The sequence below is a fragment of the Planctomycetia bacterium genome (assembly GCA_015200345.1).
Classification (GTDB): domain Bacteria; phylum Planctomycetota; class Phycisphaerae; order UBA1845; family UTPLA1; genus PLA3.
Map to the genome: position 1 here is coordinate 495898 of CP054187.1, position 14267 is coordinate 510164.

The following is a 14267-nucleotide window of genomic DNA, read 5'->3' on the forward strand; positions in this document are numbered from 1 at the left end:
TCTGTGGACCCGACCTACACGATTGACTCACTCATCTTGCCGCGTCGGTACGCGCGATGCCGCGTCCTGCGCCGAGGCCACAACAGCATCGCCGGGGCGAGGAGCAGGGCCGAGGCCGGCTCGGGGACGTAGTTGATGTGAATGACCGGGTTGGGCCATTCGCCTCCGGCGATTTGGAAACCGGGGTTGGCGCCGAAGGCCACGTTACGCCGCGGGTCGGTAGGGTCGAACGGCTCAAAGCCGAAGAAGCCTTCCGACCCGGCGCGAAGCTGCGTCAGCGTGCCGGGGGCGACGCCGGCCTGCGAGGTCAAAATATAGCTATGCAGATTGTAAACCGTCGGCCCGGCCGGGATCGGGCTTCCGCCCTGCGGCAAACCGACAATGAGCGATGACAGCACGCCGTCGGGGCGGTTCTCAACTGGGGGCAGAAGATGATTGGTAAAGGGCGCCCCCGCCACGCTTGTTTCAGAGAGGCTCAACTGCGTGGCCCCACCGGCCGGGTCGCGAATCCAGAGCGAATAGGAACCGAGCGTGCCGTCGTCGATGACTGTGCGAGTTCTAATGCGCCATTTGCACTCATTAACCGTCGCGTCGCAGCGGAGAAACAGGGAATCGCCTAGGTTTCCCTGCTGGTCAATAAATGAGTTGGGCGATAATGCCTCGGCGCGCTGCCAAACCCATATTGCTGCGTGCGCGTACGGAATTGCAGTGAACGAGATTATTGTACTGAGTAGAGCCCTTCCTAAGCGCATTATACGACTCCTTGCGAGAATCCCTATGAACCTGTTGTGAACGAACGCTGAACACTTGATGTTGTATGTCCGCAACTGTCGTTTGAGATGACTCGCCAGTAGTACGTTGTGTTGGGTTGTAATGAGGGTGTCTGCCATTGATTTGCTGTGATACAGCCTGGGACTGCCGGCGGGTCTTCCGATGAAGTGCCGAAAAGAATCTGATAGCAATCCGTCTCATCACTCGCGGACCACGTAAGCGTCACGTTGGTGGATACACCGGTCGCATTGTCCAAGGGAAGAAGCAGCGTCGGTATTCCGGGGTTGCCGTCGTTCGTTGGAAGGTTATCGGGGAACACGACATTGCTCGGCGAGTTGCCGGTGATGAGCTGCGCGGCACGGAGCGCCTGATCGTACGAGTCCAATGCCGGGTTGGACAGCGGGAGTCGACATCCCGCGTTGGCCATGACCTGATCGAACACCTGTTGCGGCATCAATGTCAGGTCAGCCCCGTCGTTGGGCATGGGCCACGTCGATGATCGCTCAAGAACGGCTGCGGGTCGAAACGAGCTACGCCGGTCCTTTGGTCTGGCCTCCTGCGTCATACGACGCGCCAACGGCTCACTGCTCGCCGCCCGCTTGCCCGGTGGACGTCCCGTCCGGCCCCACGACGAGATGACATGAGTATAACACAAAAGCCACGGGCATGTCAAGCGAATTAGAGGAAGCTTATAGCCATTAGCCGGAAGGGAGTGGTCGGGGGCCGGTGGTCAGTTGCTAGTGGGCAGTGGACAGTGCTTGGTGGGCGATGCCCACACTACTTCGGCTGCCGGCTCTTAGCCGGAAGGCTGTGGCTCGTGCCAACTGAAATAAAGGCAATCGCCACAGGGCGAGTGTCTGCGCCTTTCACCCGCCGCAACTGCCGCCGGTTTCGATGGTCTGGAACGGCTGGCTCGGCTGGGGATTGCCCGGCGCGGAGAGAACTTCACTCGTCCACGTTCCGCAATCGGGTCCGCCGTCCGACCAGCGAAGGATGACCGTGTCGCCGCAGTGGAATTGGTGCCCGATCTGGCCGCCGAACTTCTGATCCTGCAACTGCAATGACTCGGCGGTGTCACCATATCGCCAGCCGCACAGGCCGATCATGAACTGCGGCGAGGCGTTGGTGCAGTCCCCCTCGGTGCCGCCGATCTGACGCGTCGTAAACGCGTACGACTCCCCCGGCGCCAGCACCGGCGGCTGCTCGATGAACCGATGCGGTTGAACTTCCAAGCCAAGCGAGCACAGGCCGAGATTGCCCGCGACGTAGCGCGCGGCGCTGGTGTTGACCAGATAAACACGCACGCTTCCCGCGTCGTTCGCAAACAGGCTGAACCACGGATCGGTGCAGCCTCCGGCCAGCACGAGGATCGCCACCAGGCCCGCCGATGCGATAAATACGGATTTCTTCATGATGCCCGCTCCGGAACCCGGGCGAGTCGCAGGTCAGCACGCCCAAACCCACCGAGTACGACCCGCCGCGACAGGTTTCCGAGCGGCAATTCTCGTGCCGAAGTCGGCACCGGCCTGAAGCCCACGCTGCGGATTCCGGCGCAGCGCTGCGCGATGTTCGCCGCAGGCCCGACGAGCCGGTAAGATGCGGCAGCAGGAGTGCTTGAATGGCGCGCTACAGCGGCGAAGTGGTTCGTGACTGCGATGGGTGCAGCGACCCCGTGGCGTTTGCCGTCGGAATTGACACGGAAAAGGATGTTCTGAACGCCCTGCATTTCGGCCCCGGCGGTCCGCACACCGTGGCGATTTCGGACTGGTCCGCGAAACTCGTCACCGAGGCGCAAGTCGTTTTGAGCGTGTCGTTTGCGTGCCCGTTGTGCGGCGCGGAGCAGACTGCCCCGGTGACTTGTCAACGCATTCCCATGCCCGGAGAAGACACCATTATGGGATGACCCGCGTCCATTGACGTTCTGATGGAAATATCCGATACTTGCTTCGTTCGGTGGTCTCGTTCGACGCCTGTTGAACGTTTCGAAGCAGTGTTTGTTTTGAGGACACGTGCCGGCCGAGGCCCCCCAGAAGTTGAGGTTTGGTAGCATGCCGCAAGGGACAGTCAAATGGTTTAACGACTCGAAGGGTTTCGGCTTCATCGCCACCGATGACGGCCAGGACGTCTTCGTCCACCAGAGCGAGATCAAGATGGACGGGTATCGCCGTCTGGATGAGGGCGCTCGCGTCGAGTTCGAGGTGACTCAAGGCCCCAAGGGCATGAAGGCCACCGAAGTCAAACTGGTCAAGTAAAGCGATCCCAGCGTTCGCTGAAGAAGTCATTCTTGGGCACCGTCGCGAATTGCGGCGGTGTCTTTTTTTTGCGCTCATCGCGCCGACTGGAAGAATTCCAGTGCCGCCCGCCGCGCCGCGGCATGATCGACCAGCGGGGCTGGGTATTCGCGACCGATTCGGCATCGCGCCGCGGACTGGATCGCCGCGCTCGCCTTCCACGGCTCGTGGATCAGGCGATCATCGAATCCCGCCAGCTCCGGCACATGCTCCCGAATAAACGCCCCGTCCGGATCGAATCGCTGGGATTGCGCGACCGGGTTGAAAATGCGAAAGTACGGCTGGGCGTCCAGGCCGATCGACGCCGCCCATTGCCAGCCGCCAACGTTCTGCGAGAGGTCGTAGTCGAGCAGCCGCCGCGCGAAGTAGCGCTCTCCCCACCGCCAGTCGATCAGCAGGTGTTTCGTCAGGAACGACGCCGTCACCATGCGCAGCCGATTATGCATGTATCCCGTCGCATTGAGCTGCCGCATGCCGGCATCCACGAACGGGTAGCCGGTCCGGCCCTCGCACCACGCATCAAACATCCCCCGTTCGCGCCGCCACGGAAGCGTCGCATAGTTCCGCCGGATCGGCTCGGTCTGAGTGTGCGGAAAGTGGTGCAGGACCATGTTGTAGAATTCGCGCCAGATCAATTCGTCGATCCATTTTTCGGCGCCGGTAGCGCCGACGTCGCGCGCGGCGCGGAGGGCATGGCGAACCGAGATGGTTCCGAACCGCAGATGGGGACTCAGGAACGATACGCCGCGTTGCGCGGGGAAATCGCGCGCGGACCCGTACTCGCCAATTCGTGCCAGGAACGCGTCAAGGGTTTTTCTCCCCGCCTTCGTCCCGCCGGTCCATTTCAAGTCACTCTTGACGAAACCCAGGTCCCCCAGCCCCCACGCGTCGCTCTTCACGCACGCCGGCGGCATCGCCAGGCGCTTCAAATCCGTTCGCGATGACCGCTCGGATATATCGTCTTCCGTCAATTTGCCACGCCAGGCGTTGCGATAGGGCGTATAGACCTGAAAGGGCCGCCCCGCCGCCGTCAGGATTTCATTTTCCTCGAAGACAACGTGATCCTTCGTGGTTTCCAGCCGCCTGCCTTGCCCTGCCAGCGCTCGACGCACACGATCATCACGCTTGCGCCGCGCTGGTTCGTAGTCATGGCTGGCGAACACGACGTTCACATTCAATTCGTTCGCCAGCGCCGGTATGACCTCGCTCGCCGCGCCGTGACGCACAATCAACCGCGATCCGGCAGCTTCCAGCGCATCCTCCACCTCGGTAACGCATTGATGAATGAAATCCACGCGGCGATCGTCTCGATCCTCCAGATGATCGAGGATCTCGCGGTCGAAGACAAAGCAGACATACACCCGATCGCACGCGGCCGCCGCTCGGCCCAGTGCGGTGTTGTCTTCAAGCCGAAGGTCTCGCCGCAGCCACACCAGCCCCGTGCTCATTCTTGCGCGCTCCGCGCACCGGCCGGATGTAGCGTTTGCGCCAGACCGACCAGATGAGCGAGCGTGTCGCAATACGCCGTGTACTTCATGCCTTGACGGATCGAGTCGGTCAGCGCGCGTCCGCCGACGACGATTGGAATGCCGCGCGCGGCGGTTTCCTGCTGCAGCATCCCGAAGTTGTTCAGAAAGAGCTCCGGCGAATCGATGTAACCGGAACTCACCCACACAAGCCGAGGCTGGACATCGCGGACCGCGGCAATGAACGTCTCGACCGGCAGGCCGATGCCATAGCTGTCGGCTCGCCATCCCACCTCGCGCAGGACGAGCGCCACCATCGTAGTAGGAATAAAGTACGGGTCATTCCCCAGCGTCGCACCGATGGCAACGGGCGCCTCATCCTCCATTGGCGGCAGAATGCTCGTCAAATTGACCAGTGTCGTCTTGCAGACTTCCCCCGCGCGTCGCTCCTTGTATATCTCCGTTTCACCGTGCTGCCAGCGCTCGCCGATCTCGTGAAACGCGCGGGCTATCAATTTGTCACAAATATCGCATGCCGTATGGCCCGCCAGGTACAGATCAAACGCCATGCGCCACACGGCATCGCGATCCCCCGCCTCCAATGCCTCGCGAAACGCCGGCAGCGCCCGCTCCAGCGACTGCTCGCCGCGACCCGACGCCGGAGGCAAGCCCAGAATCTCCGGCCGCACCAATTCGTGCCCGCTCGCGCGCAAGTACCGCACCACCCCGGCTATCGTCAGCCTTCGATGCCCCCCGGCCGTGCGCGTCGCCGCAAACATCCCCTTGTCAGTCCAGCGCTTGACCGATGCCTCGCTGACGCCGATCGCCTGCGCAACCTGCTTTGGGGTGAGTACCTGCTTCATGAACGCATCTCCTCCCGTGCTTAAACAACTGAATAGAATCAGGAGAGCATATGCACGTTTTGCACGAAAATCAATTCGATAGAAAGTAGGTCCCCAGACGAATAAAGTCGGTGATCGCCATAATATAATTTTTTTAAAGGTTTTATGGCGATAGCCTGCAAGGCAGCGAATTCAGCATTGAACGAATTGCTTATTTCCAGGACCTCTCGGCTGGGGCCGAAGCGCCCGCAAGGTAATCAGCCGCAGCGGCCGAAACGTGCTCATAAAGCGACGCCAGAATCCCCATCAACGGCACCGGTCCGCGCGGAAACGGCAAGGGGCCAAGGTGTTTCAGAGCGGTCTGCGCCGGTTCGTCTTGCGGCCAGCGGGTCGGACAGGACCAGGTCGCGCGCAGGAATTCCTCCGCGGCGGCGCGCAGATAATCCGGCGGCTGACGTTCTGCGGATTCCGCGTGGGAGTCCTTGCCCGCCATCAATCCACCTCCGCCACGGCGTCATTCGACAACGTCAGATACTCGCTCAATTCCACCGTTGAAAGACTCGTCAACCAATCATCGCCGCTGCCGACGATGTTCTCCGCCAAGGCCGATTTCTCGGTCAACAATCGGTCGATGCGCTCTTCCACCGTTCCTATGCAGACGAATTTATGAACCTGAACTCGGCGCGTCTGCCCGATGCGGTGCGCGCGATCGGTCGCCTGCCCCTCCACCGCCGGATTCCACCAGCGATCAAAATGAAACACGTGATTGGCACGGGTGAGATTCAAACCAAACCCGCCGGCACGCAACGACAGGAGAAAAATCCTCGCCGAGTCCTTCTCATTCTGAAACCGATCGATCAGTTCATTCCGCTTCTTCATCGGTGTGCCGCCATGCAAAAACAGCACTTCGGTGTTCAGCCGCTGCGCCAGCATTTGTTCCAGGATCACGCCCATTTCACGGAACTGCGTGAACACCAGCGCCGCGTCGCCCTCCTCGAGCACCTCTTCCATCATCTCCATCAACCGTTCGCACTTTCCGCTGCGGCCGTCAAGCTTGCCCGTGGTCTTGAGGAATTGAAGCGGGTGATTGCAAATCTGCTTCAGGCGAGTCAGCGTGGAGAGAATCAGCCCGCGCCGGCGGATCCCCGTCGCCCGGTCCACCTGTTCCAGCATCGACGCCACGGCTTGTTCATACAACGCCGCCTGCTCCGGCGTCAGGTTGCAATAGACACGCATCTCCATTTTCTCGGGCAGGTCGCAGGAGACCGTCGGATCGTTCTTCAGCCGCCGCAACACAAATGGCCGGATGAACCGTCGCAACTGCTCGGCGCGGGTTGCGTCGCCGTTGCGCTCAATCGGCGTCACGTACCGAGTGCGAAAGCGCGCCAAGGTCCCGAGCAATCCGGGATTCAGCGCGTCCATGATCGACCACAGCTCCGACAGATGATTCTCCAGCGGCGTGCCGGTCAGCGCCACGCGATGCGGCGCGCCGATGGAGCGCAGCGCAATCGTCTGCGCCGCCGAAGGGTTCTTGATCTTCTGGGCCTCGTCCATGGCCACCCGATGCCACAGCACACGTGAAAAATCCTCCAGCTCGCGACCGGCTAGCCCGTACGTCGTGATGACCACGTCACTTTGCATCGCCCGTTCGACAAACGCGTCCCCCCCCAGCCGCAGCGCGCCGTGATGTACCAGCACGCGCAACGACGGCGCGAACCTCGCGATCTCCCGCTCCCAATTGCCCACCACCGACATCGGAGCGAACAGCAGGGTCGGACCGATGGCCTCTTCTCCTGACGCGGCACCACCGTTCGATCGCGACGCAACGCGCTCGCGCTCATGCAGCAGCAGCGCGATCAACTGGATCGTCTTCCCCAAACCCATGTCATCTGCAAGACACGAGCCGATCCCCAGCCGATCCAGGAAATCCAGCCACGCCAGGCCGCGCAACTGGTACGGCCGCAATTCGCCCTTGAACCCCCTCGGCTGTGGCAACGGCGCGAGCTGCTGCTCGGGTGTCTCCGCCAGCAACCGCCCCAGCCAGTCGCTCCCTGACAGGCCCATCACCGGCAAGTTCAGATCGTTGTCTTCCGCCCCGCCAGCCAGCCGCAGCGCCTGCGCCAACGACATGCGCCCGCCCTGCTGTTTGCGCACGAACTCCAGCGCGCGACGTGCCTCATCGGCATTCACGCCGATCCACTGATTGCGAAATCGAACCAGTGGGGCATTCTGCGTCACGAGCTTTTCGAACTCATCCGCGCTGAGTCGCTCCTCCCCCACCGCAATGCGCCAGTTGAAGTCCACGAGCGCACCAAGTCCCAGCGCCGGGCCACCGGCGGCGGTTGAAACGCCTCCTGGCGACGCTTCTCCCGAAATCCCGGGGGCCGACAAGTCGAGATACAGTCCGATCGCACGATCCGCTCCCATCGCCCATTCGGGCAATAGGACTTCGAAGTCGGCCGCGGACAGCGCCGAAACCGCTTCACGAAGAAACTGATGCGCTTCACGCGTGCTCAACAAAATGATTTCCGGCTTGGGCATGTTCACCGCCCGGCGAATTGGCGCGAAATGCGCAGCGGCCTCTTTCAACCGCAACCGCAATTCCTCCCACCGTCGCGCGGCCCGACCACGCAGTGCCGTTCGCCCACTCAACGCGGGACGCCAGAAACCGGCCGGATCGAGCAGTTCGCCCGTCTCCGACGACTTCACCAGAACACGCAGCCCCCAGCCGCTCGGCGAATCGCCATCCGTCGCCGGATCAAGCGACGCAGCCGGCTCGACCAGTTCAAACCCGACTCGATGCGGGGCCGCCTCCACGGAATCCAGCAGTGGTGCGGTCCAAGCCGTGAGATGTTCCGCGATACCGGCCCAGTGCTCGCTGTCCCCCTTCACGACGTCGTCGCTTGAGACCAGCGCCGATAAGAAGACCAGCTCCCAGTGTTTTTCCCGGCGGGCGCGACAAGGAAGCTCGCTGAAAAACTCATCGCGATGCAGGAACCGGCGACTCAAGCCGTCGATCGTCGCTTCGAGAAACGACTCGACGAGCCATACCGGTTCGACACCATGCGATTCATCGGTGACCATCACGCGGCACCCCGGCGGCATCGTGGCCACCACGCGTTCCAGCCACGCCACCTCGGCTTCATCGCAGATCGCCGGCAGCCAGCGCGCCCGGTAGCCGCGCTCCGTCTCCTCCAAGGCGGGCATGAAGCGCTGGCGCGCCAGCAGTTCGACTGCGTATCGCGCCAGCGCAGACCAATACGCGACCGACGGGCTGACCGGATCATTTCCACGTCGGCCCCGTATCAAGAGATCCGCCGCAGACGACGCAGTGAAGCCGGCGGCGCGCACTTCGCACTGGACCCATTCCGCCCGCTGGGCTTTGCCAGTACCGGCATCGACCGAAAGAACCTCCGCTGGAAGCCAAACACGAAGGTTGCCAAGGCTTGGCTTCTCCTGCGTCGCGGAAAGATCGAACTGGTCCGCAATCGCGGTGCAAGTTTCGGCTTCGCCGGGCAAGTTGAAGTTGGTGGCTTCAGCCGATCCGCCGAACTCCGGTCGCAACCAGAACCACATAACGCCATGCCACCAAGTGGCCTGAAGGCGCATCGTTGCGAGTTGGTGATGGTCCTGTCCCGGGGTCACGCTCACGCGATTCCAAAACCACTTATCCGATGGGCCGAAAAATCGAACGGGACATTGTACCAATTTCCAGCCTCCCATGTCAGTTCTCCGGGGCATGGGTTATATGATGATTTTGACCCGCCGAATTGAACGCATGGCTGCCGAATCTAACAGGAATGTCGTACGGGCAATGTTCGATTAGGATTGAGTGCCTGCCGGACGGAGGCCCCATGGACCCCATCGACTGCTATCGACTCGTCGGCCGTCGCGCCATCGTCTGCGGCAGCACGCAGGGCATCGGTCGCGCGTGCGCGATGCAGTTCGCCACGCTGGGCGCTGCGGTGACGCTGGTCGCGCGGGATGAAGCCGCTCTCCAGCGCGTCGCGACGGAACTTCCCACGGGCGAAGGGCAATCGCACGATTTCGTCGTCGCCGATTTTGATGACCCGCCGGCGGTCGCCGCCAACGTCATCGAACACCTCGGCCGCATCGGTCCCGCGCACATCCTGCTCAACAACTCCGGCGGGCCGCCATCCGGACCGATCGTCGCCGCCGAGCCGGACGCCTTCCTCCGCGCGTTCAACCGCCTCGTCATGTGCAATCAACTGCTGGCCAGGGCGACGCTCGAGGGCATGAAAGCCGAGGGCTACGGACGCATCGTGAACATCATCTCGACTTCCGTCAAAGAACCCATCCGCGGGCTGGGCGTCTCCAACACCATCCGCGCCGCGGTCGCCAACTGGGCCAAGACCTGGTCGATCGAAGTCGCTCCGTTCGGCATCACCGTCAACAACATCCTCCCCGGCTACACCGCCACCGGCCGCCTCGACGAACTGATCGCCGCGAAAGCGAAAACCGCCTCGCAATCCGTCGAACAAGTCACGCAGGAAATGATCGACCGCATTCCGATGGGCCGGCTGGGGCGACCGGAGGAGATCGCCGCCGCCGCGGGCTTCCTCGTTTCGCCCGCCGCGTCATATGTCACCGGAACGAACCTCGTCGTCGATGGCGGTCGAACCGGGAGTCTGTGAGGTCTGACGTGAAGATTGCGAATTACATCGGTGGAGAATTCGTCGCCCCGATCGGCGGAGCCTATTTGGACAATTTCGAGCCGGCCACGGGCAAGGTCTACTCCCATGTACCCGATAGCGACGCGCGCGACGTGCAGGCCGCCGTCGACGCCGCCGAGAAAGCCTTCCCCGCGTGGTCACGCACGCCGGCAGCCGAACGCTCGCGCATCATTTGTCGCATTGCCGATCTGATCGAATCGAAGCTCGACGAACTGGCCCGCGCCGAGACCATCGACAACGGCAAGCCGCTTTCGCTCTCGCGCTCGCTGGACATCCCCCGCGCGGCGGCGAACTTCCGCTTCTTCGGAACAGCCGTGCTGCATTTTCATTCCGAATCGTACATCACCGACGGCCTCGCGATGAATTACATCCTCCGCGGCCCGCGCGGAGTGTGCGGAATCATCTCGCCGTGGAACCTGCCGCTCTATGTCCTGACGTGGAAAGTCGCACCGGCCATTGCCACCGGCAACGTGGTCATCGCCAAGCCATCGGAGCTGACTCCGATGACGGCGTACCTGTTGTCGCAAATCTGTCGCGAGGCGGGACTGCCGCCGGGCGTGTTGAACATCGTCCACGGGCGCGGCGCGACGGCCGGCGGCGCCATCACGGCGCACCCGAAGATTTCGACGATTTCGTTTACCGGCGGCACGGTCACCGGCGGCGAGATCGCCAAAGTCTGCGCTCCGATGTTCAAGAAGGTCGCGCTGGAACTGGGCGGCAAGAACCCGACGATTGTCTTTGACGACGCCGACTTGGACGCGGCGATCAAGGGAAGCGTGCGGGCGTCGTTCGCCAATCAGGGGCAGGTCTGCCTGTGCGGTTCGCGCATCTTTGTTCAGGAAACGATCCACGACGAATTCGTCCGGCGATTCGTCGATGCGGCGAAGGCGCTCAAAGTCGGCGACCCGCTCGTCGAAGGCACCGACCAGGGTGCGATCGTCTCGAAGACGCAACTTGAGAAAGTGAGGTTCTACGTCGACCTCGCGCGCAAAGAAGGCGGCACGATCCTCGCCGGCGGCGGCCCACCCGGCGACTTGCCGCCGCGCTGCCGCGAGGGATACTTCCACCAGCCGACCGTTATCACCGGGCTGGATTCGTCGTGCCGCGTGAACCAGGAAGAAATCTTCGGCCCGGTCGCGGCGATCCTGCCGTTCAAGGATGAACTCGAAGTGATCACGCAGGCCAACAGCGTCGAATACGGCCTCGCGTCGAGCGTTTGGACGAGCAGCGTCTCGCGTGCGCACCGAGTCGCAGAGCAAATTCAATCGGGCACGGTCTGGGTCAATTGCTGGATGATCCGCGACCTGCGCGTGCCGTTCGGCGGCATGAAAAAGAGCGGCGTCGGACGCGAGGGCGGGCTGGAGGCCCTGCGGTTCTTCACAGAACCGAAGAATGTCTGCATTGGAACCTCGACCCCATAAGCGCGACTCGAGAAACCATTTGGCCGGCGAACGTGCTCGCTTATGAGGACGAAAGAATTGTCATTCATGAGGGATGTTTGGAGGAAACCGTGGCAGACAACGTTCAAATCACAAGCTCCCGGGCACCCGAACCAGTCGGCGCGTTTCCCCATGCGCGGCGCGTGGGCAACCTGCTCTTTCTTTCCGGTATCGGCCCGCGCAAGCGAGGCAGCAAGGAAATTCCCGGCGTCACGCTCGACGCAGCCGGCAACATCACTTCATACGATATCGAAGTGCAGACACGCGCCGTGTTCGAGAATGTCCGGCTCGTGCTGGAAGACGCCGGTTCTGCATGGGAAAACATCGTCGATGTGCAAGTGTTTCTTACCGACATGAAGCGCGATTTCCCGGCATTCAATCGCCTCTATGCGGAATTTTTCTCCAGCAACCAGCCGACCCGCACGACGATCGAAGTCGGCTCGCTCCCGACTCCCATCGCCGTCGAACTGAAAGTCATTGCGACGATCTGATTCGGCCCGCGATGTGCGGGCCTGTTCTCCCCCCGCGCAATAGTTCATTGCAGCGCGCAATGACCCATTTGGGTTTGTAAGTCCTTAATATTGAGAGCCGACAGGTCCGATATGTCCGTATCCTCACCACGCCATAACTCGTTATTTATACGAACACTTATGGATGAGCCGTCTATTCACTGCCTGTGATCAAAAAAAGTGAATGCCCTATGGACGCACCCATTGGATTGGGGTATATTTCTCTCGGTCCCCTAGAGAGCCTCCTTTCAATTCTCTACTCTCCGGCCCGAGAGGTGGGGACTAAGGACTCGCAGCCCTGCGAGTCCTTTTTATTGCGCGAATCGCCCGGTGTCAACCCCTGACACCTATCACGATGATCCGCGCCAATCCACTTTTCGTCCAGCAGCGGGTTTTCAAGCATGGGGTTAACTCCCTATGCCAGGGACTCTTCGATGACACCGTACAATCACCATTATGGAAATTCACTCAAGACCGTTTAAGACCTCTCATGGCGATAGTATCGGCCGAGCGTTTCGTCCTGCTGGTTCGCCAGATTCGGAGGATACGACACATCGGGTTCCGAGGGGACCGGCGTTTCAGCAACTTTTTCGAAGACAATGAGCTGAATCGGCCGCGTGCCCGCACTGGTCATCTCATGCAGCCGGTGATAAGCGGGATTGTGGTCGAACAACTCGAGCGGCAGCCGGTGATAATCGCTGGCACTGTAGATTGAATCCCAGATCACCAGCGTCCCGACCGGCATCGACGCCACAAGTCGACGACCTTTGTGCGCGCGGGGGTCTTCGGCCCAGTCGAAGAAGTAAGCAAACCAGGAGTTTGTCGCGAAGATCGGGCGGTCGTTCAGCCCTCGGGTCCGGATCCAGTCGACCAAACGCGCCACGGCTCGCGCCGGATCGTTCAATCGCAGCGGTCGGATCATGGCGGCATTTTGCACAAGCACGAGTGCAATCAGCCACACCATCGCGATGCGAGACAGCGCGTGCCGCGCCGCGCCGTGGCGCAGGAATGCCCCGGCGATCATCAGCACAAGGGTGGCCCCCGCAAAAACGCGAACCAATACGAGAAATCGCCCGTCGCGAATGCCGAGCCGACCGGCGCGAAACTCGATCTCGACCGCGAGCCATGCGAGCGCGGTCATGCCCGCGAAAGAAAGCCATGGGGGCGCACCGCTCGCAGGCGACGTCACGGCTCGCGCACTGGAACTCATACCGGCTGCGGCGAGAATCGCCATGAGCGGGGCGATTGTGACCATGAAGCGCGCGTAGCCGCCGCTGGCGAAGACCCCCGCCGCCATGACGACGATGTGTATCATGACAAATGTCGCCGCCAGCGCGGGGATGATCCAGGCACGTGGCATCGCCTCGCCGCCGTTGGGATGCGTTGTCGCAGCGACGGTTGAATCCATGAAACGGGCCGTCGCCACACGGCGCACACCGAGCAGCGCGAACGTCGCGATCGCAAACGGAACGGCCACGAACAGATGGGGCAGGTACGCGAACGGTCCGGTGGGAGGATACTGCGTCGAACCGGACGGCGCGAGAAACAGTTGAAACGGCCAGGCACGATAAGCGACGAAAAAGACAACATTGTGCAGCGCCGGGGCCGCGATTGAAGCCGCGAGCGCGAGGCCGCGCCGACCAACGCTGCCGCCCGCAATCCAAATGCCCAGCCACCATACGGGCACAAGCGCCACGGTTTCGTGCCGGCTCACCAGCACGAGCGAGAACACGGCGGATGCGGTTACCGCCCGCCCTCCAAGCAGTAAATAGACCGCCGCCATCAGATACAACGCCGCGAAGTTCTCCGTCAGCGACGTCGCAGCAAGCACCGTATTGAGAGGCTGAACGTAGCAGATCAACACGACCAGCCAGCCGGGAGCGATACCCAGTCGCCGCGCGGTGCGCGCCGCAAGCAGCGCGGATGCCGCAGTGACCAGGGCCGACAACACGCGGACCGCGTGCCAGCCAGTCTCTGGCGAGCCGATCCAGGCGACCGCCGCCGCAGGGATGGTGAAGCCGGGCCGGCCCCAGATGTTCAACAGGTATCCGGGAAAAACCGCCGCCCAGCGGGCCATGAGAAAATGCGTCAGGTCGTCGTCGTGGTAGGCGCCATCGGACCACGCACCAAGAAGTATCGTGCCGAGCAGCGCGCTGGCCAGTACGGTGCGCGTGCGGAAGCGGTCGCGAAAGTCCGTCGAGGTATCAGCAGGAATGGCAATCAATTGGATCAATTCGCATGAAGAAGCGCAGCGC

13 protein-coding genes are annotated in these 14267 nt (G+C 62.0%); 5 read left to right on the forward strand and 8 right to left on the reverse strand.

Translation table 11 applies throughout. The annotated features are described in order from the left end of the window. Positions 1-14 precede the first annotated feature (14 nt). The 3 genes from HRU71_02255 to HRU71_02265 form a co-directional block, all read right to left on the reverse strand. A complete protein-coding gene (locus tag HRU71_02255; protein ID QOJ02372.1) occupies positions 15-479 on the reverse strand; it encodes a hypothetical protein in 465 nt (154 codons plus the stop codon). Positions 480-775: 296 nt separating this feature from the next. Beyond that, a complete protein-coding gene (locus HRU71_02260; GenBank protein QOJ02373.1) occupies positions 776-1255 on the reverse strand; it encodes a fibronectin type III domain-containing protein in 480 nt (159 codons plus the stop codon). 382 nt (positions 1256-1637) lie between these two features. Beyond that, positions 1638-2183: a hypothetical protein gene (locus HRU71_02265; protein ID QOJ02374.1), complete on the reverse strand. Its 546-nt coding sequence runs from the start codon at positions 2181-2183 to the stop codon at positions 1638-1640. A gap of 206 nt (positions 2184-2389) precedes the next feature. Here HRU71_02265 and HRU71_02270 point away from each other — a divergent pair, with 206 nt between their 5' ends. Both HRU71_02270 and HRU71_02275 read left to right on the forward strand, forming a co-directional pair. Beyond that, the gene (locus HRU71_02270) at positions 2390-2674 is read left to right on the forward strand and encodes a hypothetical protein (protein ID QOJ02375.1); all 285 of its coding nucleotides are present in this window, start codon (positions 2390-2392) and stop codon (positions 2672-2674) included. A 145-nt stretch (positions 2675-2819) separates the two neighbouring features. Then, positions 2820-3023, forward strand: coding sequence for a cold shock domain-containing protein (locus HRU71_02275; protein QOJ02376.1), 204 nt, complete (start codon positions 2820-2822; stop codon positions 3021-3023). A gap of 74 nt (positions 3024-3097) precedes the next feature. On the opposite strand, the gene HRU71_02280 is transcribed toward HRU71_02275, so the two are convergent. From HRU71_02280 to HRU71_02295, 4 genes are all read right to left on the reverse strand, one after another. Further along, positions 3098-4510, reverse strand: coding sequence for a deoxyribodipyrimidine photo-lyase (locus HRU71_02280; GenBank protein ID QOJ02377.1), 1413 nt, complete (start codon positions 4508-4510; stop codon positions 3098-3100). Continuing rightward, on the reverse strand, positions 4507-5391 hold the full coding sequence (locus HRU71_02285; GenBank protein QOJ02378.1) for a cobalamin B12-binding domain-containing protein: 885 nt from the start codon (positions 5389-5391) through the stop codon (positions 4507-4509). The genes HRU71_02280 and HRU71_02285 overlap by 4 nt, the downstream gene beginning before the upstream one ends. Positions 5392-5581: 190 nt before the next feature. Beyond that, positions 5582-5863, reverse strand: a complete 282-nt coding sequence (locus HRU71_02290) for a hypothetical protein (GenBank protein ID QOJ02379.1) — start codon at positions 5861-5863, stop codon at positions 5582-5584. Further along, positions 5863-8946: a DEAD/DEAH box helicase gene (locus tag HRU71_02295; GenBank protein ID QOJ02380.1), complete on the reverse strand. Its 3084-nt coding sequence runs from the start codon at positions 8944-8946 to the stop codon at positions 5863-5865. Before HRU71_02295 ends, HRU71_02290 begins: the two co-directional genes overlap by 1 nt. 278 nt (positions 8947-9224) lie before the next feature. Between HRU71_02295 and HRU71_02300 the strand changes: the two genes are divergently transcribed. From HRU71_02300 to HRU71_02310, 3 genes are all read left to right on the forward strand, one after another. Continuing rightward, the gene (locus HRU71_02300) at positions 9225-10025 is read left to right on the forward strand and encodes an SDR family oxidoreductase (protein QOJ02381.1); all 801 of its coding nucleotides are present in this window, start codon (positions 9225-9227) and stop codon (positions 10023-10025) included. An 8-nt stretch (positions 10026-10033) separates the two neighbouring features. Further along, the gene (locus tag HRU71_02305; GenBank protein QOJ02382.1) at positions 10034-11485 is read left to right on the forward strand and encodes an aldehyde dehydrogenase; all 1452 of its coding nucleotides are present in this window, start codon (positions 10034-10036) and stop codon (positions 11483-11485) included. Between the two features lie 89 nt (positions 11486-11574). Further along, the gene (locus HRU71_02310; GenBank protein QOJ02383.1) at positions 11575-11994 is read left to right on the forward strand and encodes a RidA family protein; all 420 of its coding nucleotides are present in this window, start codon (positions 11575-11577) and stop codon (positions 11992-11994) included. Between the two features lie 496 nt (positions 11995-12490). Here HRU71_02310 and HRU71_02315 read toward each other — a convergent pair whose 3' ends face one another. Then, complete coding sequence (locus HRU71_02315) at positions 12491-14236, reverse strand: hypothetical protein (GenBank protein QOJ02384.1); 1746 nt, start codon at positions 14234-14236, stop codon at positions 12491-12493. Between the last annotated feature and the right edge of the window lie 31 nt (positions 14237-14267).

Bases quoted from the DNA above. Each gene is read 5' to 3' on its own strand.
- HRU71_02280 (QOJ02377.1), bottom strand. From the start codon at position 4,510: ATGAGCACGGGGCTGGTGTGGCTGCGGCGAGACCTTCGGCTTGAAGAC.
- HRU71_02260 (QOJ02373.1), bottom strand. From the start codon at position 1,255: ATGCCCAACGACGGGGCTGACCTGACATTGATGCCGCAACAGGTGTTC.
- HRU71_02275 (QOJ02376.1), top strand. From the start codon at position 2,820: ATGCCGCAAGGGACAGTCAAATGGTTTAACGACTCGAAGGGTTTCGGC.
- HRU71_02300 (QOJ02381.1), top strand. From the start codon at position 9,225: ATGGACCCCATCGACTGCTATCGACTCGTCGGCCGTCGCGCCATCGTC.
- HRU71_02265 (QOJ02374.1), bottom strand. From the start codon at position 2,183: ATGAAGAAATCCGTATTTATCGCATCGGCGGGCCTGGTGGCGATCCTC.
- HRU71_02290 (QOJ02379.1), bottom strand. From the start codon at position 5,863: ATGGCGGGCAAGGACTCCCACGCGGAATCCGCAGAACGTCAGCCGCCG.
- HRU71_02295 (QOJ02380.1), bottom strand. From the start codon at position 8,946: ATGTGGTTCTGGTTGCGACCGGAGTTCGGCGGATCGGCTGAAGCCACC.
- HRU71_02270 (QOJ02375.1), top strand. From the start codon at position 2,390: ATGGCGCGCTACAGCGGCGAAGTGGTTCGTGACTGCGATGGGTGCAGC.
- HRU71_02285 (QOJ02378.1), bottom strand. From the start codon at position 5,391: ATGAAGCAGGTACTCACCCCAAAGCAGGTTGCGCAGGCGATCGGCGTC.